This is a genomic window from Paenibacillus cellulosilyticus (assembly GCF_003182255.1).
Taxonomy (GTDB): Bacteria; Bacillota; Bacilli; order Paenibacillales; family Paenibacillaceae; genus Paenibacillus_T; species Paenibacillus_T cellulosilyticus.
Genome location: NZ_QGTQ01000015.1, coordinates 103,271 through 124,588, shown reverse-complemented (window position 1 = coordinate 124,588; position 21,318 = coordinate 103,271). Strand labels below are relative to the sequence as shown.

At 49.0% G+C, this 21,318-nt stretch carries 15 protein-coding genes; 8 read left to right on the top strand and 7 right to left on the bottom strand.

All coding sequences use genetic code 11. The features are described 5' to 3' along the window. Nucleotides 1-192 precede the first annotated feature (192 nt). The 4 genes from DFQ01_RS18465 to DFQ01_RS18450 form a co-directional block, all read right to left on the bottom strand. A complete protein-coding gene (locus DFQ01_RS18465; protein WP_110045383.1) occupies nt 193-1,791 on the bottom strand; it encodes a xylulokinase in 1,599 nt (532 codons plus the stop codon). Nucleotides 1,792-2,060: 269 nt separating this feature from the next. Next, nucleotides 2,061-2,582, bottom strand: coding sequence for a hypothetical protein (locus tag DFQ01_RS18460; RefSeq protein WP_110045382.1), 522 nt, complete (start codon nt 2,580-2,582; stop codon nt 2,061-2,063). Between the two features lie 102 nt (nt 2,583-2,684). Beyond that, the gene (locus tag DFQ01_RS18455) at nt 2,685-3,467 is read right to left on the bottom strand and encodes an alpha/beta hydrolase (RefSeq protein ID WP_174812632.1); all 783 of its coding nucleotides are present in this window, start codon (nt 3,465-3,467) and stop codon (nt 2,685-2,687) included. Nucleotides 3,468-3,577: 110 nt separating this feature from the next. After that, nucleotides 3,578-5,266 carry a glycoside hydrolase family 2 protein gene (locus DFQ01_RS18450; protein ID WP_110045380.1) on the bottom strand — a complete coding sequence of 563 codons (1,689 nt, stop codon included), beginning with the start codon at nt 5,264-5,266 and terminating at the stop codon, nt 3,578-3,580. A 173-nt stretch (nt 5,267-5,439) separates the two neighbouring features. Here DFQ01_RS18450 and DFQ01_RS18445 point away from each other — a divergent pair, with 173 nt between their 5' ends. From DFQ01_RS18445 to DFQ01_RS18435, 3 genes are all read left to right on the top strand, one after another. After that, the gene (locus DFQ01_RS18445) at nt 5,440-6,288 is read left to right on the top strand and encodes an AraC family transcriptional regulator (RefSeq protein ID WP_110045379.1); all 849 of its coding nucleotides are present in this window, start codon (nt 5,440-5,442) and stop codon (nt 6,286-6,288) included. 187 nt (nt 6,289-6,475) lie between these two features. Further along, on the top strand, nt 6,476-6,637 hold the full coding sequence (locus DFQ01_RS31715; RefSeq protein ID WP_245946781.1) for a helix-turn-helix domain-containing protein: 162 nt from the start codon (nt 6,476-6,478) through the stop codon (nt 6,635-6,637). Nucleotides 6,638-6,753: 116 nt separating this feature from the next. Further along, on the top strand, nt 6,754-8,247 hold the full coding sequence (locus DFQ01_RS18435) for a glycoside hydrolase family 43 protein (protein ID WP_110045377.1): 1,494 nt from the start codon (nt 6,754-6,756) through the stop codon (nt 8,245-8,247). Nucleotides 8,248-8,319: 72 nt separating this feature from the next. On the opposite strand, the gene DFQ01_RS32215 is transcribed toward DFQ01_RS18435, so the two are convergent. Continuing rightward, nucleotides 8,320-9,618 (bottom strand): VWA domain-containing protein, encoded by a 1,299-nt coding sequence (locus DFQ01_RS32215; protein ID WP_110045376.1) that lies wholly within the window; start codon nt 9,616-9,618, stop codon nt 8,320-8,322. Between the two features lie 326 nt (nt 9,619-9,944). Here DFQ01_RS32215 and DFQ01_RS18425 point away from each other — a divergent pair, with 326 nt between their 5' ends. From DFQ01_RS18425 to DFQ01_RS18415, 3 genes are all read left to right on the top strand, one after another. After that, nucleotides 9,945-10,685, top strand: a complete 741-nt coding sequence (locus tag DFQ01_RS18425) for a YdcF family protein (RefSeq protein WP_110045375.1) — start codon at nt 9,945-9,947, stop codon at nt 10,683-10,685. 14 nt (nt 10,686-10,699) lie between these two features. Beyond that, complete coding sequence (locus tag DFQ01_RS18420; RefSeq protein ID WP_110045374.1) at nt 10,700-11,551, top strand: phosphatase PAP2 family protein; 852 nt, start codon at nt 10,700-10,702, stop codon at nt 11,549-11,551. Nucleotides 11,552-11,809: 258 nt separating this feature from the next. Next, the gene (locus DFQ01_RS18415) at nt 11,810-12,796 is read left to right on the top strand and encodes a polysaccharide deacetylase family protein (RefSeq protein WP_110045373.1); all 987 of its coding nucleotides are present in this window, start codon (nt 11,810-11,812) and stop codon (nt 12,794-12,796) included. Between the two features lie 82 nt (nt 12,797-12,878). Here the strand turns inward: DFQ01_RS18415 and DFQ01_RS18410 are convergent, their stop codons facing one another. Beyond that, the gene (locus DFQ01_RS18410; RefSeq protein ID WP_110045372.1) at nt 12,879-15,710 is read right to left on the bottom strand and encodes a glycoside hydrolase family 2 TIM barrel-domain containing protein; all 2,832 of its coding nucleotides are present in this window, start codon (nt 15,708-15,710) and stop codon (nt 12,879-12,881) included. Nucleotides 15,711-15,714: 4 nt separating this feature from the next. Then, nucleotides 15,715-17,907 carry an alpha-galactosidase gene (locus DFQ01_RS18405; RefSeq protein ID WP_110045371.1) on the bottom strand — a complete coding sequence of 731 codons (2,193 nt, stop codon included), beginning with the start codon at nt 17,905-17,907 and terminating at the stop codon, nt 15,715-15,717. 205 nt (nt 17,908-18,112) lie between these two features. Between DFQ01_RS18405 and DFQ01_RS18400 the strand changes: the two genes are divergently transcribed. Further along, nucleotides 18,113-18,940 (top strand): AraC family transcriptional regulator, encoded by an 828-nt coding sequence (locus DFQ01_RS18400; RefSeq protein WP_110045370.1) that lies wholly within the window; start codon nt 18,113-18,115, stop codon nt 18,938-18,940. A gap of 92 nt (nt 18,941-19,032) precedes the next feature. Then, nucleotides 19,033-21,207 carry an alpha-glucan family phosphorylase gene (gene glgP, locus DFQ01_RS18395; protein ID WP_110045369.1) on the top strand — a complete coding sequence of 725 codons (2,175 nt, stop codon included), beginning with the start codon at nt 19,033-19,035 and terminating at the stop codon, nt 21,205-21,207. The last annotated feature ends 111 nt before the right edge of the window (nt 21,208-21,318 follow it).

Here is a 21,318-nt window from a genome sequence, read left to right as displayed (position 1 = left end):
ATGAACATCCGCTTTGATCAAAATGCGAGAATGTTCAGCAATATGTTGAGAAAATTCATCCTAATTCTTAGACTGCTGCCTCGTTTACACGAATTTGAAGCAAAGCGCTATTCGGGCATTTCGCATTCACAAGTACAAAAAAGGAGCAGCTGCGTATTGCAGCTGCTCCTTTCTATTTTGCCAAACATCCGATTAGATCAGGTTCTCTACCGCAGCACGCTCGATTGCGAGACCACGCTTGTAGCGCTCCATGAATACTTCGAAGCCTTCAACGTCTTTCGCGTCTGGTGCGATCGTCTCGCCCGCTTGACCTGCGAATACTTTGCTGCTGAGGTACTCTTCGAGCGTTTCGTTACCCGATTTGTTGATCATGTAGGAAGCGAGAAGCGCGATACCCCATGCGCCGCCTTCGCCTGCCGTCTCCATTACGGATACTGGAACGTTCAGCGCGCCAGCCATAATGCGTTGGCCTACGCCTTTCGTTTTGAACAGACCGCCATGGCCGAGGATCTCGTCCAGCTTGACGCCCTCTTCCTTCAGCAGGATGTCCATACCGATCTTCAGTGCGCCCAGAGCTGTCGACAGGTGGACACGCATAAAGTTCGGCAGGTTGAAGTTGCTGTCCGACGAACGAACGAACAGTGGACGTCCTTCTTCGAAGTGCGTCATGTGCTCGCCCGACAGGTAGCCGTATGCCAGCAGGCCGCCGCAGTCTGCGTCGCCTTGCAGAGCCAGGTTGTACAGCGTGCCGTACAGCGTGTTCATGTCGAAGTTCATGCCCATTGCTTTGCCGAATTGCTCGAACAAACCAACCCAAACATTCAAGTCCGAAGAGCAGTTGTTCGAGTGCGCCATTGCAACGAGGCTGCCCGTAGGCGTCGTTACAAGGTCGATTTCTTCGTAAGCTTTGGACAGCTCTTTCTCCAGAACGACCATTGCGAACACGGAAGTACCTGCGGATACGTTACCCGTACGTTGTGCAACGCTGTTCGTTGCGACCATGCCCGTACCTGCGTCGCCTTCTGGCGGGCAAAGCGGAATGCCAGCTTGCAGCTCGCCGGATACGTCCAGCAGCTTCGCGCCTTCTGCCGTCAGCGCGCCAGCGCTTTCGCCTGCAGACAGAACCGCTGGCAAAATATCTTCCAGCTTCCAAGGCAGGTTGCGGGATGCGATCAGCTCGTTGAACTGATTGATCATCGTCGTGTTGAATTGTTTGGTATGAATATCGATTGGGAATACGCCGGATGCTTCGCCAACGCCCAGAACCTTCTGGCCTGTCAGTTTCCAATGGATGTAGCCAGCCAGCGTCGTCTGGAAGCTGATGTTCGCCACATGCTCTTCACCGTTCAGAATCGCTTGATACAGGTGCGCAATGCTCCAGCGCTGCGGAATGTGGAAGTTGAACAGCTCCGTCAGTTCTGCAGAAGCTTGTGCTTGCAAATTGTTTCTCCACGTACGGAATGGAACGAGCAGCTCGTCGGATTTGTTGAATGCCACGTAACCATGCATCATACCGCTGAAGCCGATTGCGCCAATCGTGTGCAGCGTAACGCCGTATTGCTCTTTTACTTGGTTAGCCATCTTCGTATAGCTGTCTTGAATGCCCTTCCAAATCGCATCAACGCTATACGTCCAGATGTTGTTTTCAAGGCTGTTCTCCCAGTCGTGAGCGCCGGAAGCGATCGATACATGATCCTCACCGATAAGAACTGCTTTAATACGCGTCGAGCCAAGCTCGATACCCAATACTGTTTTGCCGCTTTGGATGGCATTTTTCACATCGAAACTCATGCGTTTTCCCCCATCATACAATATACATTCCTAATTTAGTTAACTAGTTAACCAAAATGTTAACCTACTTCGTAGAGCTATCATACCATAGAATATAAATCCGGAGTATTATAAATTATTTAGCTCTCAACTGTTCTATTATAAAACAAGAACGCTTCCATTTCCAAATAAGAAGATGGAAACGGAAAGGTTTTCGGCAGGTTTTTTTTCAGATAAATGTTGAATTAATACACTTGTTTATCCAACACCATCTCATGTTAAGGGGAAAACTACCCTTCGATCTTTACAAAGTCTTGTGGATTCGCACGAATGAATGAACTAATTTGTTTCAAGCTGTCATGCTCAAGTGATTGGAACCTTGCATAGAAGTGTACGACCCGATTCGTAAGTTCATTGTCATGCTCTATATTGTGAAGCGGATGAAATTCCGTACTATCGCCTGCACCTTGTTTACGCTCAACAATAAACTGCCTCATATCTTCCAGCAGCTGCAGCATCCGATCATCTCCGAAGAAACTTAAGCCTTTGGTCACACCTTGCCAGTATCCGGGCGTATGCAGCAAATAAGCAACCCAGGCATACAATTCATGGGCGGAACCACGCGCATGTCCGTAGAACACCTTAAACATGCATAACGCCTGCTGACTTGGATTTAAGCTGCGAATCACCTTCGTCTTAGTTGCCGTGTCCTTGGCTCGTATACTCATGAGGAATGGCTCTACACATGACCATCCAAGTCTCTCGTCACTCATCGAATCGAACTCCGCTTGCTTCATCTCTATTAAGTTCAATTAAACACGCTCCTTCTATCCAGATTTTTACACATAGAAGATCGAGTGTCTACAACCTTATAGAACGAAACAACGTCAGTCCGGTTATCTATCACCTATTTGTTAACGCGAGTTAACCTTCACCTTTAGAATCGAATCAAAGAAATCTACCGCACGTTGAAATACGGCCGGATCGCTAATGTTGTGCCCGCTTCCCTCAGCTGTATGAGAAACAACATTTGTGCCAACGGACTCCAGCGCCTCCACTAACATGATGCTCTGTGCAATTGGGACATTCACGTCTTGGTCGCCATGAACGATGAGGAACGGCGGCAGCTTATATGGCGCGGAATGGATATATGTGATCGGATTGATGGTGGCAGCCAAATGCTCGCTCTCATGAATCGGTACGCCTAATAACACGGAACCTGGTGTAGGTTGATTAATGCCGGAGCGGCTCCACTCACATTCCAATGCATAGATATCAACCGGTCCACAGAAATCGCATACCGCATGTACGGCATACTCCGCATCTGGATCATTGGTTACGCCGATGCACGCGGCTAAGTGACCGCCGGCAGACTCTCCCCATACGCCAACCCGATCAGGATCAATGCCATATGCATCTGCATGATTCTTCAGATGAATGATGGCATCCCTGCAATCTAACACCTGCGCTGGGAACACCGCTTCCGTGCTCAAACGGTAACTTATACTCGCAACGGCATAGCCGTGATCCACTAGAAACAGGATCGGACAGTTCTCTTTACTTCCCTCGAACCACGAACCTCCGTGGATCCATACGATGACAGGACAGTGTCCTGCCACATCATCGGGGAGAAATAAGTCCAGGTAGAGTGCTGCGTCCGATACATTTTTATAAACAATATTAACTCGCTGTTTCACGTTTCTACTCCTCTGATCGATTGTTCATCATCTCGAACGGAGTATAGCATAAATTAGTTAATCTAGTGTTAAATGAAAGAGACTGCCCCGTGGGACAGTCTCTCATGTTACTACTTCTGTTCAAAATACTTCTTCACGACCTCGAAGGCAAGCTTCGGTCTGCGATATTTATCAACGATGCCTTTGCTGTTCTGCGTGCCCGCTCGGCTAAACAGCCAGCCTAAGTCTTCGACGACACGGCAATCGCAGAACTGCCAGATGAACATGCCGGAGATATACGGTCTCGATGTATAGGCAGCTAGATTGCTTTCGATAATATCCGCTTGTCTCTCCTCCGTACCGCGAACGCGGCTCGCATCGCGCATTCCATAGAACCCGTCGCCGCCGAATTCGCTCATAATGATAGGCTTGCCCGACCCGCCGAGCTCTTCCGCCCAGCCTCTCGCTCGATCGACGAGTTCGCCTGGATCTTCATCCGTATACCACTGCGGATACAGGTTGAACGAAATAATATCCGCTAGATCAAAGCAAATGTCATGCTCCCGATGATGTGTTGCATATGTCAGCGGCCGCGACTGGTCCATGCCTCTAATCTGTTCCAGCTGCTCCCGATACATCTCTCTGCCTTCAGGCGTGTTGCTGGCGCATTCGTTCAGAATCCCCCAGATAATAATGCATGGATGGTTGACGTGATTCTCGACCATCTCCCGATTGCAGACCAAACACTGCTCTTGGAACTTCGGATCGCGCATATGCTCGATATCGAGTCCCCTCGCATGATTTTCTTCCCATACGTAGATGCCCCGCTCATCACACAGATCGAGGAACCGCTCATCGTTTGGATAATGACTTGTCCGCACCGCATTCGAGCCAGCCTCCAGCATAAGCTCCATGTCCTGCACCATTAACTGATACGGGAACGATGCACCGACCATCGGATGGTCTTCGTGCCGATTGAAGCCTTTGAGCACAATATCTTCACCGTTTACTTGGATGCGACCATTAGCTGTTGTGACGGTACGAAAACCAACGCGCTCGATCAGATCGTCTGACGCAGTCTGTTCTCCATCCTTGAACAATTGAACTTGAAGCTTGTACAAGTTAGGCGAACCATTAGACCAAGCTTGTGCATCAGGGAAAGCTCCTCTCGTCTGAATCAATGCCGTTTCTCCGGCCTGAATGTCGACCGCATCGAAGCGGATCGGAGTTTCGCCCAACGCTCCCTGAAGACGGACCTGTGCCGAAGCCGAACTTGTATTCGTAACAACTGCCGCAATCGAAGCCTGCCATTGGCCATTCTCATAGGAAGGCGTGAATTGCAGGCGCTCGATGTAGACGGGTTGCATGTATTCAATCGCAACTGGGCGGATCAAGCCGCCATACGTATAGTAATCATTGGCGATATGCAGCTTCGAGTCCGAATGGAAGGAGTTATCGACCATGACAACGATCTCATGCTCACCTGCTTGAACGTCCGTAATCAACCTCGACGTGAAAGGCGTATAGGCATTGTAATGCTGTGCGACTTCTGCACCGTCGAAGAACACGCGAGCTGTATGGCTCACACCTTTGAAGATTAGACGAACAGCTGTCTGCTCCGTTATATGGATCGTTCTACGATATACCCCTTTGCCGCGATAGGTATGCAGCTTCGGATGCATCTCCCAGCAGCCTGGCACCGGCATCCGGTAGTGATAGGTGGCAGGAATATGATCATCTTGATCCGTCGGCTCGAAATCCCAATCGCCTTCCAGCTCTACAACTTGTCGTATCTCATTCGTTTGAAAAAGACGCAGCATCGCATATGCACTCCTTATTCATGATCTCTACCTCTTCATTATAAAAAAGCTGTCCGAAACGAGAATATGCGATAGTTTCACCTTCATGTTAAAAAGTACGATCATTGGCGAATGATTAAGCCAGTGATATACTAGGTCTAATAATTAGATGTCTACAAGTAGAGGAATATTTAATGGATAAGCAAGCTGCGAATATGGGGATTTTGAGTGATTTGTCCGAGCTGATCTCGCTTCGAATGAAATCATATCTAGCACTTCAACATGGCAGCACGTGGATCGAACATCGTGCTCATGTCGATTATGATCTCTGGTTCATCCAAGAAGGAACGGTAGCCATCACGATTAAAGGCGTGGAGCATCGCGCTTATCCCGGCGATGTTGTTTTCTTCTATCCGGACATTCCTTACAAAGCAACGACTGTCGATCAACAAGGATGCCGCTTTACTTACATTCATTTTGACTTCGAAATCGGGAAGCAGCAGCGGATATTGAATGATTTTCAGCTGTCGGGCATTGTTCCGCATGAACTGCTGCGAGAAGAGGTTGACTTGTTCAACAAAGCGTTAGCGCAAGCCGAACAATCTCCCTCCGGCAACCGACTCTACCTGAAGGCTTGTCTGACAGCGGTTGTTGCGAAGATCATCGAACGTTACGGGCAAGGCCAGTATACAGGTGCATTTATAGGTGAGAAAGAAGCTCGGACATCTAGCGGGAGCTTGGAGCTGCTGCATCCGGTGTTTGATCACATCCATCATCATATCCACCAGCCTATTCGAATGAATGAGCTTGCGGCGCTTGTAGGGATATCGGAGAAATATTTTATTACAAGCTTCAAGAAAGCGTTAGGCATAACCCCGGGGCAATATATCTATCAGATTCGAATGAACCGGGCAAGAGATTATCTCAATGAGCGAAAATATTCGGTTCAGCAAATCGCCAGCCTGCTCGGTTATCCGGACCCTTTCACGTTCTCGAAGGCATTCAAGAAGTATTATCAGGTTGCGCCTTCTAAGTTTGAGTAATAGAGAAGCCCCATCGAGATCGATGGGGCTTCCTTCATGAAACTGCACGCCAAGCAGCCGGAACCAGCTAATAGATACTGGTCCCTGCAATACTAGATAGACATCGCGGCGCCCACACGCGTTCGTCAGTCCACAGGAGAAGCACCGCCAAGACTGACCTTCCCTATCCGTTGCAAACGACGTCCCGTTGAACACGGTCAGAATCGTCACGTCTTCTGTGCTTAAGAAGTCCCGGCTGTCGATCATGGAAGTGTCGCTAGCGAGCGGGTTTAACGACAGCAATTATTTCACGCGCCAATTCACGAAAGCGATGGGGTTGTCGCCGAAGAAATTCCGCCAGCAGCAGTGACTTTTTGAGCGGATAACAAGTTTGTATATTGCGAATCCGAAATCGTCACACTATAATGATCGTACATTGACTGGTTTCGAAAACGTTTTCGATTTATCAAACTGAGGTGAACTAGCTTGAAATTTAACAATCCTGTCGTCAAAGGCTTTTATCCCGATCCAAGTGTTTGCAAGGTCGGCGACACGTACTACCTAGCGTGCAGCTCGTTTCAATTTTTCCCTGGCGTCCCCCTGTTCGAGAGTAAAGATCTGATCAATTGGGAGCCTATCGGCCATGCGCTGACTCGGCCAAGCCAGATCATGCTGGAGAAAGTGAACAGCTCCGGCGGCGTCTTCGCCCCTACCATTCGGCACAATAACGGTCGTTTCTATATGACCACGACGAATGATACGACGCGTCAAAATTTCTATGTCTGGACCGACGATATCTACGGCGAATGGTCGGAACCGATTTACATCGAGCAAGGCGGCATCGATCCGGATCTCTATTTCGAAGGCGACCGTGCTTACTTCATGAGCAATGGCAGCGACGAGGATGGCCGCGGCGTTATTTTGCAATGCGAGATCGATATTGCAACGGGCAACAAGCTGACGCCAAGCCGTCCGCTCTGGAAAGGGACAGGCGGTCGTTATCTGGAAAGCCCGCATATGTATCACATCAATGGCTGGTACTACTTGATGGCGGCAGAAGGCGGCACAGAGTTCGGACATATGATTACGTATGCACGCAGCAAGTCGCTCCACGGACCATTCGAAGCGTACCCGCACAATCCTGTGCTGACTAACCGGAACTTGGGCGGTTACGAGATTCAAGCGATCGGTCACGGCGATCTGATTCAGGACAACGAGGGCAACTGGTGGATCTTCCACCTCGGATTCCGCCAGATCGGTCAATGGATTGCGTACCATCACCTGGGTCGAGAAGTGTTCCTGGCGCCGGTTACGTTCGATGAGGATGGTTGGTTCACAGCTGGTCACAATGGTACGACTCGCAGCGTCATTGAGACGGTTCGAATTGCGGAGCATGTTGTCCAACAAGAGAAGAAGCTGTATACGATGAGCAATACGAAGTGGGATCTCGAATGGGTTTATCTGCGTCACCCACGAGTCGAGAACTATAAGCTTCAAGATGACTGTCTCACACTGACTGGAACGGAGGTTACGCTTGATCAAGCTGATACGCCTACTTTCCTGGCCATCCGTCAAAGAGATTTCAATGCTGCTATCTCGTCTGATGTCGCGTTAAAGAATAACGGCGAGGCGGGCATTACGCTCTATATGGATGAGAGTCATCACTACGATCTGGCGATTCGCCAGCGCGGTGCTCAGCTCGAAGCCGTACTTCGTTTGAACATTGGCGATATTAAACACGAGCAGCAGGTTGTGACGCTCGATGCGGCTCAAAGTGCGAAGCTGCACATTGAAGCAACCCACGAACGTTATAGCTTCTCGATCCAAGTCGGCGAACAGAGCATCCAGCTCGGCACGGCTCAGACCAAATACCTCTCTTCCGAGGTGGCTGGAGGCTTCACAGGCGTACTTATCGGTTTGTATGCAGTGGGTGAAGGTGCGACGGCGGAGTTTTCGGAGTTTGTGTGCGAATATCAATAAGAGGAATGGAGAAAAGCCGCGGATGATGTCCGCGGCTTTCTTATGTTTCTCGATGAGGATGCGCAATGAAAACTATCGCAGAATCCGCTTCTGCTTCGCTTCACGAATCCACTGCGGGAACTCGTTAAGAAGCTTGTCGTACAGCTCTTCGTCCGACACATGCTCGATCCGATCCCAATGAATGAAGTTCGCATTGTCGACGATTCTGCCCTGCATCGTGTCCAGCTTCTTCAGCACCTCGAAGCTTGAGTCACCGATGCCAACGAACTGCCAGAAGATCGGGAGCACAGCGGACCGTGTAATAACCTTCTGTATAGACCTTTGCACACCGCCATCATTGATGAAAATAATATAAACCGGCGTATCCGAATCCTCTTCCACCGTATACTTCCGAATGATATCCTCCATCACCGGAGGCTCGTTATTTCGGCCGAATTTATGTACGAACGGATTGTCTAAGATTTGCTTCGTCACGTAACCCTGCAGGCTGTGCTCTGTCACTGACGGCATTCGAGAAAACTCGTTGTCGTAAATCCAAACATCCAGCGTGGCATTATCGTCGAACTGGCAGGCAATGGCGAGCACTCGCTCCACGACATCTTGCACAATGCCGCTGCGATATTGCTGCTGCATCGACCCCGATATGTCCAGTACAACACCGACACGAGCAACGACATCGGTCAGCTGCTTCTTCTTTAGTACAATCTCCACCGTTTTCTTACGCAAATCGATCGTTGATCGAATCGGTGTCTCTTCCACGACCGGGATTGGCTTTTGTTCAACAACTTCCTCTACAGCTGCAGCAACCTCCGCCATCCCCTCGGATTGTTCGAGCTCAAGCCCATAGTGAGTCACGAGTGCTTCAAGCCCGCCATAGAAGCCGCTGCCAATTGCACTGAACTTCCACTCGCCTTGGTAACGATATAACTCGCCCACGACGATCGCCGTTTCATTGTTCACATCTGCGCCGCACTCATAGCTCGCTATGACCTCACCACTAGCATCATCCATGAGCTTCACGTATAGCGACGTCACGTCATTCATCGTATGTCCACGTTTCACGCTTTCATAGATAGATACCGTAACAGCTAATCTATCTATTCGTTCGGGCAAGCTGCTCAGTGCGACTTTCAATGTTCCGTGTTTCCCAGAGCCATCTTGTGCATAGACGACAGTGCCATCACTGGAATGAGGATTGCCATAAAAGATTAAGTCCTCGTCCCGCATACAACGGTTATCCTTGGACAACAGAAACACTGACGCATCCACACTAACGTCTGCCTGGCGAACCTCCCAGCCAAATGAGAGCGTTAAGCGATTGATGGTACGGCCTTTTGTTATGTCGATTTTCTGCCCCTTACTGAGCTTCATACGAAGTGCTCCTCTCAACATGATTGTTTATTTGTAAGAGTATAAGTATTAGCCTCATTATAGTATTTTTTTAAGTAATTTAATAATGCTGCTCCCCTTTGTGCATATCCATTTTTCTTATATTAGCTTATATTCTCTGCATGAGAATTTCAGATAAATTTACATGAACTCCACTCTAAATTTACATAAAATAGATATAAGGCATGAAATATATATGTTATATTCTTCATTATCATAAATAACCACATGAAATTTCGTATCTAACACATGCGAAATCGGTTACTTTGAAGGAATAATTCATTATGGAATGCAAAGGTGGGTAAACATTGAAAAGTTTTATCAAAATTCTATTGATAATAATCGGGATATTGTTAGTTTGTAACGCATTAATTGTGTCATTAATAATTAGTTTTAATACAGGTCATGTTGCAACATTTATAATTGGTTGTGTCTATTTATTTTATGGTTTGTATTATGAAAAGATTCAAAACAGCCTTCTTAAGTGGACAAGAAATATATTCATAATAGGTAACATCATTATGATTTCAGTTATTACATTTATTGCGGTCTTTGGTAATAAAGACACTGCAACTTATAAAGAGGATGCTGTAATTGTCCTGGGTACAGGACTTAATGGCGAAACTATTACGTTACCGCTTCAATATAGACTGGAGAAAACCATAGAGTATTATACTAAAAATCCAAATGTCATTATCGTTCTATCTGGAGGACAAGGTCCAGATGAAACCATAACTGAAGCACTTGCAATGGAAAGGTTCTTGCTTTCAAAAGGAGTTCCTGAAAACAAAATGATTAAAGAAGATCGATCTACAAGCACCTATGAAAACTTTATTTTCTCAAAAAAATTATTAGATAATTATTTTAAAAATGATTACAAGACGATTTTTATAACAAATGATTTTCATATATTTAGAGCAAATGAGATATCTAAAGTCGCAGGAATGAATAGTAACCATATGCATGCAAAAATGGAATGGTATCTAGTTCCGATAACATATACAAGGGAATTTTTAGCGATCATAAAGTTTTTAATACTGAAAGAGTAGAGGAAGTTACTATAATGGATTTTATGCTGGATATTCTGAAATGGATTCAAACGATAAGAACAACCTTTTTGACCGAGGTATTTACCTCGATTACGATTCTGGCAGAGGAATATGTTGCAATCGCGGTTTTTTGTATCGTGTTCTGGTGCCTGAATAAAAAATGGGGTTACCGGATTGGCTTCGCCTATTTGCTCTCCGGTGTCACCAACAATGCTATAAAAGAAGTGTTTCAGGTTGAACGTCCTTTTGTTAGAGACAATGAGCTGGTTCCAATCCGGGTGGAAACGGCCACAGGCTATTCTTTTCCGAGCGGACATACCCAAGGAATCTCAGCACTAAGCACAGCACTTGCAACTATCATACGTAAGAAATGGTTCACTGCCCTAAGTATTATCCTAGTTCTACTAGTGGCCTTCTCCAGAATGTATCTCGGGGTTCATACAATTGCGGATGTTTCTGTTGGAGCTATCTTTGGATTTGTATGCGTGATTGACGCCAATTGGATGTTCGATTATGTAGAAAAAAAGCAAAAAGCAGAATGGCTTTTATTCTTGTTTATCCCGATTGCGCTGGGTCTAATCTGGTTGCCTTCTGATGATTATATCAAGGCGGCAGGAACCATCATCAGCTTTTTAATTGGATATGTATTGGATCAAAAGTACATAAAATACGAGGCTAAGAGTCCGATCGGGAAGCAAATCATCAAATTTGTTGTTGGTATGACGATCTTGATCGGAATCAAAATACTAGGACAGAAGCTGCTGGGTGAAACGATGGTAGCCGATTTTATTCGGTATTTCTTAATCGGAGCTTGGATGACGATCGGAGCGCCACTACTTTTCCGTGCGATGCCTTCGCGAAAATAGAACAAGCGAAAGGTGCTTGCCGCTTCTCATTGCACCCACATGAAGATAGTTGGTAAACGTTTGAAGATGTGTGAATAGGTTTATATATCAGAGGGGACTCCATTTGTCGGGGTCTCTTCTCTTGTGATGAAACGATTCTTCCATTCAAGAATCTGTCAAACATCGTCTTCATATCTATACGATTCATTGCTATACTTACCAATAAAAAGCCTAATTCAGGCTTACTGATTAAATTGATTCAAGGAAGTGTGTCGCACATTGAATACGATCCAACGAACGATCATGATTTTATCTACTCTATTTCTGCTAATGATTCCATCTGTTCATGCGGCTGCATCCAACTCCGAATATGATGACAAAGTTGCTGTTCTCATGTATCATCACATGACCGATAGCGACAATAAGCCAAACCCTGATATTATCTCGACCGATCAATTCAACGAACAACTGACCTACTTGCAGCAAAAAGGCTATAATTTCATCTCGCTCAGGCAATTTATCGATTACTTGAACGGCGGAAGCGTGCCTTCGAATGCGGTCCTCGTGACCTTCGACGATGGCTATGAGAGCTACATTAATCTCGCCTATCCGATTATGAAATCGAAAAGCATTCCATCCGTTGCTTTCATCATTACTAGCGCTACCGATAATAAGAAATACGGTTATATTCCTCACATGACCCTTGAACAATTGAAACAAGTCACAGTCGACAACCTGGCCGAGGTGCAGTGCCATACGAACAACCTGCATTATCAAATTGATAATCGGCATGATGCCCTGACCGCTCGTCTTGAAGTAGATGGTGTTAAAGAAACAGACGCGGAATATCAGAAACGGATACTCGAAGATTTCACCGCTTGCAAGGATCAATTAGCGCCAATCAATAACAATCCGATAGATACGTTCGCCTATCCGTATGGTATGTTTGATCGCGAGTCAGAAGATCTGCTGCATCAAGCCGACATCCAATACGCGTTCACCGTCAGAGAAGGTATCGCCACTAGGAAATCGGATGCGATGGAAATTCCGAGGATCAATGGAGGCAGTCCTTCCATTACCCCTGCTGACCTTGAAGCTGCAATACTAAGAACCGCTCATCCTTATAGCAAGGAAGCAATTATTCATAAAACTAAGAAATTCATCGAACAAGCACCTCATCGCAAAAGATATTGGGCAATTGGTTTCGTTATCTTGATAGCAATTGGTTATATGGGATATCGAACCGTTCGTAAGCGTCAAAGTTAACTTCATACATCACACAAGCAGCCGCCTCAGATCAGATCTGGGACGGCTGCTTGTGTTAGATGCATCATAATCATCGTTACTCTTATCCGAACAATCGACGGATGTCTTCTGCTCGCAGCACAGTATTTGGCTGGAAGGCTTCAGACGCTGCATAGCTGTATATACTCCCCAGGAACTGCTTCCCTTCCGGCGTTTCCGCTAGACGCTCATCGTCCACCGAGCATACGAGAAGCTTGCCCTGACCAACACTGCATTCCCACAGCAGGCCCAGCTTATGGTTGCGCTCGAAGTTATCGATGGTCTGTACGATCGGCGACAACCCTTGAGGCGCTTCATCCAGAATGATAGAACGCGAGTTGGATACGATCGACCACCAAGGGTACGTCGAATACGTTTCGGAGGAGAACTGACTCAATGCCGGGTGCTCGTTATGGATCAGAAGCCCCATCGTACCGACTGGCACAGGCTTGTTCATGCTCTCCGAGATCGAGCGGAACATCGGATAACACCAAAAGTCGGTGCAGTAGAAGCCCTCGATCGAGTTCGACAATCGATCCAAGCTCGGAAGCAAGACGACCTTCTCCCCTCTTGCCAACCGCTCCTCCGTATCTTCGTTCCATTCCCGTGCGACATGGAAGTCAATCGGCTTAGTCTCAGGGATTTCATTTGGATACAGCCACACATCATACTTCTTCTTAATATTCGTTTGATCGATCTGTAGAGAAAGAACCAGCTTCGTCATTGCGGATACTTCAGGAAGCGCCACCTCTAGGTTGGCGATATGAAGCACACCACTTGCGCCACTTGTCGAAATGGACTCTAACCCGGATGCGTGCACCTGTTGGCCATCCTCAGCAGATAGCTCCCAGCGTAAAGTTTCCGCATGAAGCGGTATACTACGGTAATAGGCTAGCTCGATACGCGCTTGGAAGCACTCGCCAGCCGTGTATTGATACTTAGGGAACCGTGCCAGCAGAACCGCATCTGAACAGAAGGTCCTCCACTCCTCTGGGGAGATGAACCCCTTCGAATCCATGAAGGCATCTAGAATACCGACAAGCGCCGTCCCTTGTCCGCTGAAGTCCTGCAGATCGAGAATCTGGAATCCCGCCAATCGTTTGGTTCGAAAGGCAGCCTCCAGTTCCTCCTTATAGCAAGCGACAGCAAGCTGACCTGAGTTATGGAAGAAAGCATCCGCTAGATGCGCCATTCCTTTGTCCGCCAGCCGTTGCTGGAACACCTCGAAGTTTCTAGCCTTCAGCGAACCGGTGTACTTCTCAATCTCCTTAAAGTTCGGGTACGAAGCAAACTGGCCGATCTCGTGCGAAACAACCGGAATATGCGGCACAAGCTCTTCCTTCGTATTCTCTGCCCGCACTGTCCGTGCTTCCGTTCCATATTGAATTTGGATGATCCCGCCTTCACTAGCTTCTTCTTGAGACCGCTCCGCAGAAGAGGATGGCATAATCGCTTCATCGTAATCCTTCATCGTACTTGGGATATCCGTCTGGATATGACCAAGTGGAGCGTCGCACATCGCATACGATCCGCGGAACAGTCGATCCCGATCGAAGCGGACGCCGCAGTAGAAGTCCTCTTCCTCCAGAATATCCGGTACAAACTGATAATTGTTCGATCCCTGCGTGTACAAGCGGCGGTTGTCGTAGGTTTTGTATGCCTTCAGGATGCTGTTCAGCTTATCTTTGCTTCCCCACAGCTCGTTCCCCAGCGACATCATGACGAAGGATGGATGATTGCCGAACGCATCCAGCATCGCGAATCCTTCACGGATCAGATACTGCTGCTCCTGCTCAGCCTGTTCATTGTGACGCTCGTCTCCTTCGTCTGTTACCGTCCCCCAGAAGGGAAGCTCCGGCTCCATGTAGATGCCGAGCAGATCTGCGGCTGTAAAAGCAGCTTCAGGTGGGCAGCACGTATGGAAGCGGTAATGGTTGATCCCATACGACTGGGCGATGCTTAGAATTCGCAGCCATTCCTCTACCGTTGTTGGTGCGTAACCCGTCAGCGGGAACAAGAGACCGTCATGCTTGCCGCGCAAGAATGTATCTCTTCCATTAATCGCAAACTTATCACCCGCAGCGACAAAGTCGCGTAAGCCCGTTGTCAGTTCATGCCTGTCGAGCACATTGCCTTCTGCGTCACAAAGTCGTAAGTCGAGCCGATACAGCGCTGGACTCTCCTCGTCCCACAGATGAGCATCGTCTCCAAGCTCATAGCTTATCGTCAAGTCGTCGATGGAGCCGACCGCAAATTCCTTCTCCGAGACGATGTGCTGGCGATCGACGTTAAAGCTGTGGGCAGCCGCCTTGAGCTTCATGCCTGTAGTCAAACCAATCACCTCCGCACGAATCGTGACGGATCGCTCTACCACATTCGGGAATAACTTAACGTTCTTCAAATGTGCGGCGTTGAAAAATTGCAGCTCCAACCTCCCCGTAATCCCGTTCCAATTCGTTTGCGTATCTGGCGAGGTGAGATGGCCACCTTTGGTTGGGTAGTGAATGTTATCGACCCGAATCGTGATTTGGTGCTTGCCATCACTGATGAAGGGAGTTAAATCATATAGATGCGGAGCAGACAAACTGTTCTGAGTCCCTGCCTCTTGCCCATCGACCCACACCGTTGTCACTCTTGTGCGCTCTAGGAATAGGAAACAGGCCTTTCCTTGCAGCTCTTCTGGAATGTCGATCTCACGGGAGAACCACGCATAACCTTCAAACGCATACTCATCGGTCAAATGGTTCACATAGACGGCGTCGCTTCTCGTCCCCTTCTTCGCATAGGATGTCGTACCCGGCAGTTGAATCGTATCGTTAAAAGGCAGCTGGAGCTCCTTGTTCTGTCCATCCATTCGGAAGCTCCACGTTCCTGCCAAATCCATGCTTGCCAGCATTCCATCACGCCCTATCGCTTATATTCGTTCCGACCGCACGAACGCTAAACCATCCGCTCTCGTAATCCTTCTGTTTGTACGGAAGATGCAGTCCCAACTGCATCAGTCTGTCTCCTCCCCATGTCGAAGTCGTCTCACTGTCACTCGACTGAACCTCGTATTCGAGCTCCGGGTTCAGTCCGGCAAGCCGCAAGCTTCTCCGCGGGGCATGAGGAACAGCCATCACCTGGAAGTAATAAACGAGTGCTTCCTCTTGGTCCTCGGATACGAACATCCAAGCCGACTCGTTCCCTTCGAATGGACTCTTCAATCGGTACAGATCACCCTGCTGCACCAATCCGCGAATCTGCTTGTACGCTGCCGCCTGCTCCTTAACGAGCTCTTTCTCTTCATCCGTAAACTTCGTCAGATCAAGCTCATAGCCGAAATTGCCGGACATGGCAACATTTCCTCGGAATTCAAGCGACGTTATCCGTCCAACCTGATGGTTCGGAACCGCCGAGACATGCGCGCCGATTGCGCTTATCGGATACACAAGGCTGGTGCCGTATTGGATCTTTAGCCGCTCCACTGCGTCGGTGTTGTCACTTGTCCACGTCTGAGGCATGTAATAAAGCATGCCCGGATCGAATCGTCCGCCACCGCTGGAGCAGCTTTCGAACAAAATGTGCGGGAATGCCTTGGTTATCCGCTCCAGAAGTTCATACAACCCGAGCACATAGCGATGGGCCGTCTCAGATTGGCGTTCAGGCGGCAGCTCAGCAGAACCAATCTCCGTCAGCGCGCGGTTCATGTCCCATTTGACATAGGAGACGGGAACGGTTGTGAAAATAGCTGTAAGCGAGTCATAAATGTAATCGCGCACTTCTTGGCGGGTATAGTCCAGCACCAGCTGCCATCTAGCCTCCGTGCGGCGCCGGCCCGGTACATGCAGGCACCAATCCGGATGCTTCCGATACAGCTCGCTGTCCGGCGAGATCATCTCCGGCTCGAACCAGAGCCCGAATTGAAGCCCTAATTTATTGATGCGCTCTGCCACATCGGCAAGTCCACCCGGCAGCTTTCGGCGATCCTCGTACCAATCTCCGAGCGATGAATTATCGGCATCCCGCTTGCCGAACCAACCATCATCCAAGACGAACAGCTCGATGCCCAGCTTCGCTCCCTCTTCCGCGATGGACACCAGCTTGTCCGCATCGAAGTTGAAATAAGTCGCTTCCCAATTGTTAACGAGAATCGGTCTTTCACGATCACGATACTCGCCTCGACACAACCGTGTCCGATACAAGCGATGATACGTGCGCGACATCTCTCCCAGCCCCTGCCCGGAATACACCATGACGACCTCCGGCGTCTGGAAGCTCTCTCCCTGACTCAGCTGCCATGCAAAATCAAAGGCGTTCACGCCCATGCCTAGCCGCGTCGATCCGAAGGAATCGACCTCCGCTACCGCTTCAAAGCTGCCGCTGTACACAAGGCTGAAGCCGTATGCCTCACCGTGGCTCTCTGACGTTTCCGGCGTGACAAGTGCAGCGAACGGATTGAATTGATGGCTGCTCATGCCCCGCTTGCTATCGATCCGAGTTTCCCCTTGAAGCAGCGGTCTGCGTGTGATGTTGCCTTCACGTGCCCAAGCCCCAGATAGGTAGGTGATCTCCATATCACGTTTCTCTGCAAAATCCACACTAGCGCTAAGCGCACGGCGAAGACGAAGCTGGTTCAAACCTTCATTAACCAAGCGAACCGAGCGAACAATGACGTTCCGATCCGCGAAGATGGTGTACAGCAGGTCCACCTTCAATCCCGAATAACTGTCCTTCAGTTCAAGTACCAGCGTGTCCGCTTCGGCGTCATCCTCCGTATAAACAGCCGGAAGTCCAGACAGAGCAGGCTTGCCCTTCATCGTGCGGCAGCCGACATATTTGAGCTCTGTAATCCGTGTCCCGTCTGCAAGTTCAGCTTGATACGCTGGATTGCGGAAGTCCCCGCTTCCATACTGCGGATATTCCTGCGGCAGTCGGTCTAATCCCGCTCCATTAGGCGTGTGGAGGAGCAGATCCTCCATCCGTTCCCGATGCTTGAGCTTGCCGCCCCAATACACATGAACCGGATAGCCATTCACGATCTGAATAAGATAGCTCATACCGGAAGATTGCAGGTGAAACAACCCTGCCTGTTCTTGCACCATAATACCCATCGAATACGTTCCCCTCTCTGCCGTTTAAGTGCTTATTGAATAAAAGAATAGTTACATTACACATGGTTTTAGGCTTGATTTTGATAGTATAAGACGATTAATTATTCCTACGAAAATCATATATGATTCATTTCAACGAAGTACATGGCACAGTACTCAATAAATATGTCATAATGCTAGATAACTCATGATAAGGAGAATGACTGTGATTGAGTATTTACCACGAAGCAAACAGCACACTGAATTGTATGTCACACAGTATGGCATCGAAGCGTGTTCACATGGTCATTACCACGGACCGGCGGTAAGGGATTATTATCTGCTGCATTATATTGTGGACGGAGAAGGGATCTTCGAGGTTGGCGGAACCCGCTATGAGCTTCGGAAGGGGCAAGGGTTTCTCATTTGCCCGGATGTGGTCACTTATTACGAAGCGGATTCGACGAATCCTTGGACGTATTGCTGGTTTGGTTTCGATGGACAGCTAGCCGAATCGCTGCTGAAGCAAGCAGGCCTTACGATGGACCACCCCATTCTTCACTATGATCGCGACGATAGCATTTATCAATATTTTACATTTATGAACGAATCCAAAGGTTATCATAAAGCAAGAGAGACCCGATTAACCGGATTGCTCTACTCCTTGTTGTCGCTTCTTGTTGAGTTTGGACCAGCAATGACGACTTATGAGCATAAAGAAAGCCGAGCCGCAATATACGTCGAGAAGGTAAAGGATTTCGTCGAGACCAATTTCGCCCAAAAAATCACGATCGAGCATATCGCCCAGTTCATTGGTCTCAACCGAAGCTACCTCTGCTCGCTGTTCCAGCTGCAAATGAGCACGAGTATCCAAGATTACTTAATTCGCTATCGCATCCAAAGAGCGTGCGAGATGATGGGTAACGCGGAGCTGACGATCGGCGACATCTCCCGCTCGGTTGGTTATCAAGACCCTCTGCTCTTCTCCAAGATTTTCAAGAAGGTCATGGGAGCCTCGCCCAAGCTGTATCGAAGCGAAGCACGTAAGATATAGGCACGTGTACAGCTTCCCCGCATATAGTAATAAAGCATCAAGTCAGGCGCTTACATGGTTTAGCGCAACTAAAGCGAAAATGAGGTGGGAGAATGCCAAACGGTGGTGTGGCGTATTTCTCAGCAGAGTTCGGACTTGACGAATCGTTACCGATCTATTCGGGCGGCCTTGGCATCTTAGCTGGCGATCATATTAAAGCAGCCGCAGACTTGAACATTCCGCTTACGGGCGTAGGCATTTTTTATAAGAAAGGCTATTTCCAGCAGCAAATTAATGAGAGCGGCTGGCAGCAGCAGCGATATCCGGATGTAAATCTGGAAGCTAGCGTATACCCCGTTCAGCTGGCAAAGGACTCCGATGGCCAGCCTATTGTCGTCGAGGTAACTATTGCGGGCAGGCCGGTGTATGCCAAGGCATGGTACGTTTCTTTAGGCTCCGTTACGCTCTATCTGCTTAGCACGGATGTTGAAAGCAATAACGAGGCCGATCGGCATCTGACCGACAACCTGTATCCGAGCCAACCAGATGCCCGCATCAGTCAGGAGATGATTCTCGGCATCGGCGGCGCAAGACTGCTCGCTGCGCTTGGGGTGAAGCCAGACGTCTGGCATTTGAACGAAGGACATTCTGCTTTTCTTACATTCGAGCGCATCCGTATGCTGTCCGCGGATGGCGTATCGTTCGAGACGGCGCTCGAAGCCGTTAAGGCAAGCACGGTCTTCACGACGCATACACCTGTCCCTGCCGGACACGACGTCTTCTCCATCGATATGATCGACCGTTATCTCGGCGACTACTATTGGCAGATGGGAACCGACCGAGATCACGTACTCGCGCTTGGCCAATTAGATGGCGCATTCAACATGACGCGGCTTGCGGTCAGTTCATCCTCCAAGGTGAACGGCGTAAGCAAGCTTCACGGCGAAGTGACCCGTGAGCTGTTTCACCGCTGGATGCCGCATATCCCGATTCAAGATATACCGGTGGATTCTGTTACCAATGGCGTTCATATCGGGACATGGCTGGCAGACGGGATGAAGAAGCTGTACGATCAGCACCTTGTGTCCGATTGGGCGATCCGTACGCAGGAAGTGGATATTTGGGCATCCGTGCGTGAAATCCCTGCCACAGACTTGTGGAAGGAGCATAAGAAGTCGAAGTCGGAGATGGTTCAGGAGTTGGGATTGCCGCTGGCTGCATTCGGCGAAGAGCCTCTGATTATTGGCTTCGCAAGGCGGTTCGCCACGTATAAACGGGCGCTGCTCATTTTCAGCGATCTGGATCGACTTGCGCGCATTCTGGGGGATTCGCAGCGACCGGTCTGTCTGATCTTCGCCGGCAAAGCGCATCCTGCGGATGAACCAGGCAAAGATCTGATCCGAAGAATTGTGGAGCTGTCGCGAGAGGATCGGTTCAAGGGCCGCGTTCATATCGTGGAGAATTACGCGATGGATAAGGCGAAGAAGCTTGTCCAAGGCGTCGATGTATGGCTCAATACGCCAGTGAAGCCTATGGAAGCAAGCGGTACGAGTGGGCAAAAAGCAGCCATGAACGGTGTGCTCAACTGCAGCGTGCTCGACGGCTGGTGGGTAGAAGGCTACAACGGCCGCAATGGCTGGGCCATCGATGGCGCGACAGACGGCAGCTCGGATTATCAAGCGCAGCAGGACAGCGAAACGCTGTATCGTCTGCTGGAAGAAGAAATTGTTCCGCTCTACTATAAGCGCGGCGAACGTGCGATTCCGACGGAATGGGTCAACATGATGAAGGAGTCGATCGTCTCTCTCACCCCAGTCTATAACACCCACCGGATGGTAAGCGATTACTGGAATCGGATCTATGTTCCCGCGACCGAGAGAGGCAGACGATTCCGCGCCGACAACTTCGAGGTTGCTTCAAGAGTTGGCGCCTACAAGCGGTTCATCCGTGACAACTGGTCTTCCGTTCGTGTCAATAAAGTCGAGATTCTCGACAACCACAGCAGCCGAATCGGACTCAATAAGACTGCCTTCATCGCCAAGATTGATCTTGGCCCTATCTGGCATAAGGACGTACGCGTGGAAGCGGTCGGCTCCGACGGCCGCCGCGGCATCTGGCGGGCGAAGCTGGAACTGGTGCAGCAGCTGTCGAAAGGTCTGTATGTGTACGAGGGCGTCTCGCCCGACATTCCGATCAACGTATGGCGGGATCACATGAACGTACGCGTTACGCCGATCAGTCCGGATTTCGCGAATGATTTCGAGATGGAGCTGGCGGCTTGGGGATAAAAAGACGAATTGCAAACGAGGCTGCCGAATTCAATCGGCAGCCTCGTTTGTGTACCATTGGCGAGCGTTAGACGACGCTGAGTTGTGCGATCTCCGATCAAGAGCAGATTG

Coding starts and splice junctions, on each gene's coding strand:
- DFQ01_RS18465 (WP_110045383.1), bottom strand. CDS start 1,791: ATGAGTTTCGATGTGAAAAATGCCATCCAAAGCGGCAAAACAGTATTG.
- DFQ01_RS18450 (WP_110045380.1), bottom strand. CDS start 5,266: ATGCTGCGTCTTTTTCAAACGAATGAGATACGACAAGTTGTAGAGCTG.
- DFQ01_RS18445 (WP_110045379.1), top strand. CDS start 5,440: ATGGATAAGCAAGCTGCGAATATGGGGATTTTGAGTGATTTGTCCGAG.
- DFQ01_RS32215 (WP_110045376.1), bottom strand. CDS start 9,618: ATGAAGCTCAGTAAGGGGCAGAAAATCGACATAACAAAAGGCCGTACC.
- DFQ01_RS18420 (WP_110045374.1), top strand. CDS start 10,700: ATGGATTTTATGCTGGATATTCTGAAATGGATTCAAACGATAAGAACA.
- DFQ01_RS18410 (WP_110045372.1), bottom strand. CDS start 15,710: ATGCTGGCAAGCATGGATTTGGCAGGAACGTGGAGCTTCCGAATGGAT.
- DFQ01_RS18405 (WP_110045371.1), bottom strand. CDS start 17,907: ATGGGTATTATGGTGCAAGAACAGGCAGGGTTGTTTCACCTGCAATCT.
- glgP (WP_110045369.1), top strand. CDS start 19,033: ATGCCAAACGGTGGTGTGGCGTATTTCTCAGCAGAGTTCGGACTTGAC.